This window comes from Vibrio sp. 10N.222.52.B7, from assembly GCF_041474275.1.
GTDB classification, from domain to species: Bacteria; Pseudomonadota; Gammaproteobacteria; order Enterobacterales; family Vibrionaceae; genus Vibrio; species Vibrio crassostreae_C.
Window position 1 is genome coordinate 1 of record NZ_JBFRTU010000667.1, and the last position, 267, is coordinate 267.

A 267-nucleotide genomic window follows, 5' to 3' on the forward strand; every position below is an offset into this window, starting at 1 on the left:
TTTCTACAACAGCCCGCTGAGCTGCGGTCTGCAGATTTTTATCTCTATATAACAAGCTGAATCTAACCGGACTTATGGTGTAGTCATCAAATATTTCAATTACTTTGCCAGCAGCGGCAATATCTTCATGGATATACGTTGGAATGACAGCATAACCAAGAGAATCTAGTACGGCAACGACGACCATTTCCATATCCATAACAGTGAGGCGGCAATCGATTTTGAGTCGAAACTGTTCTTCGGTAGAGCGGCGTAATACGGTTAGAG

General features: G+C 43.1%; 1 protein-coding gene. It reads right to left on the reverse strand.

What is annotated here, in order from left to right; all coding sequences use genetic code 11:
• The coding region (locus AB4512_RS24725; RefSeq protein WP_372176113.1) for a LysR substrate-binding domain-containing protein at positions 1-267 on the reverse strand (267 nt) is incomplete at both ends.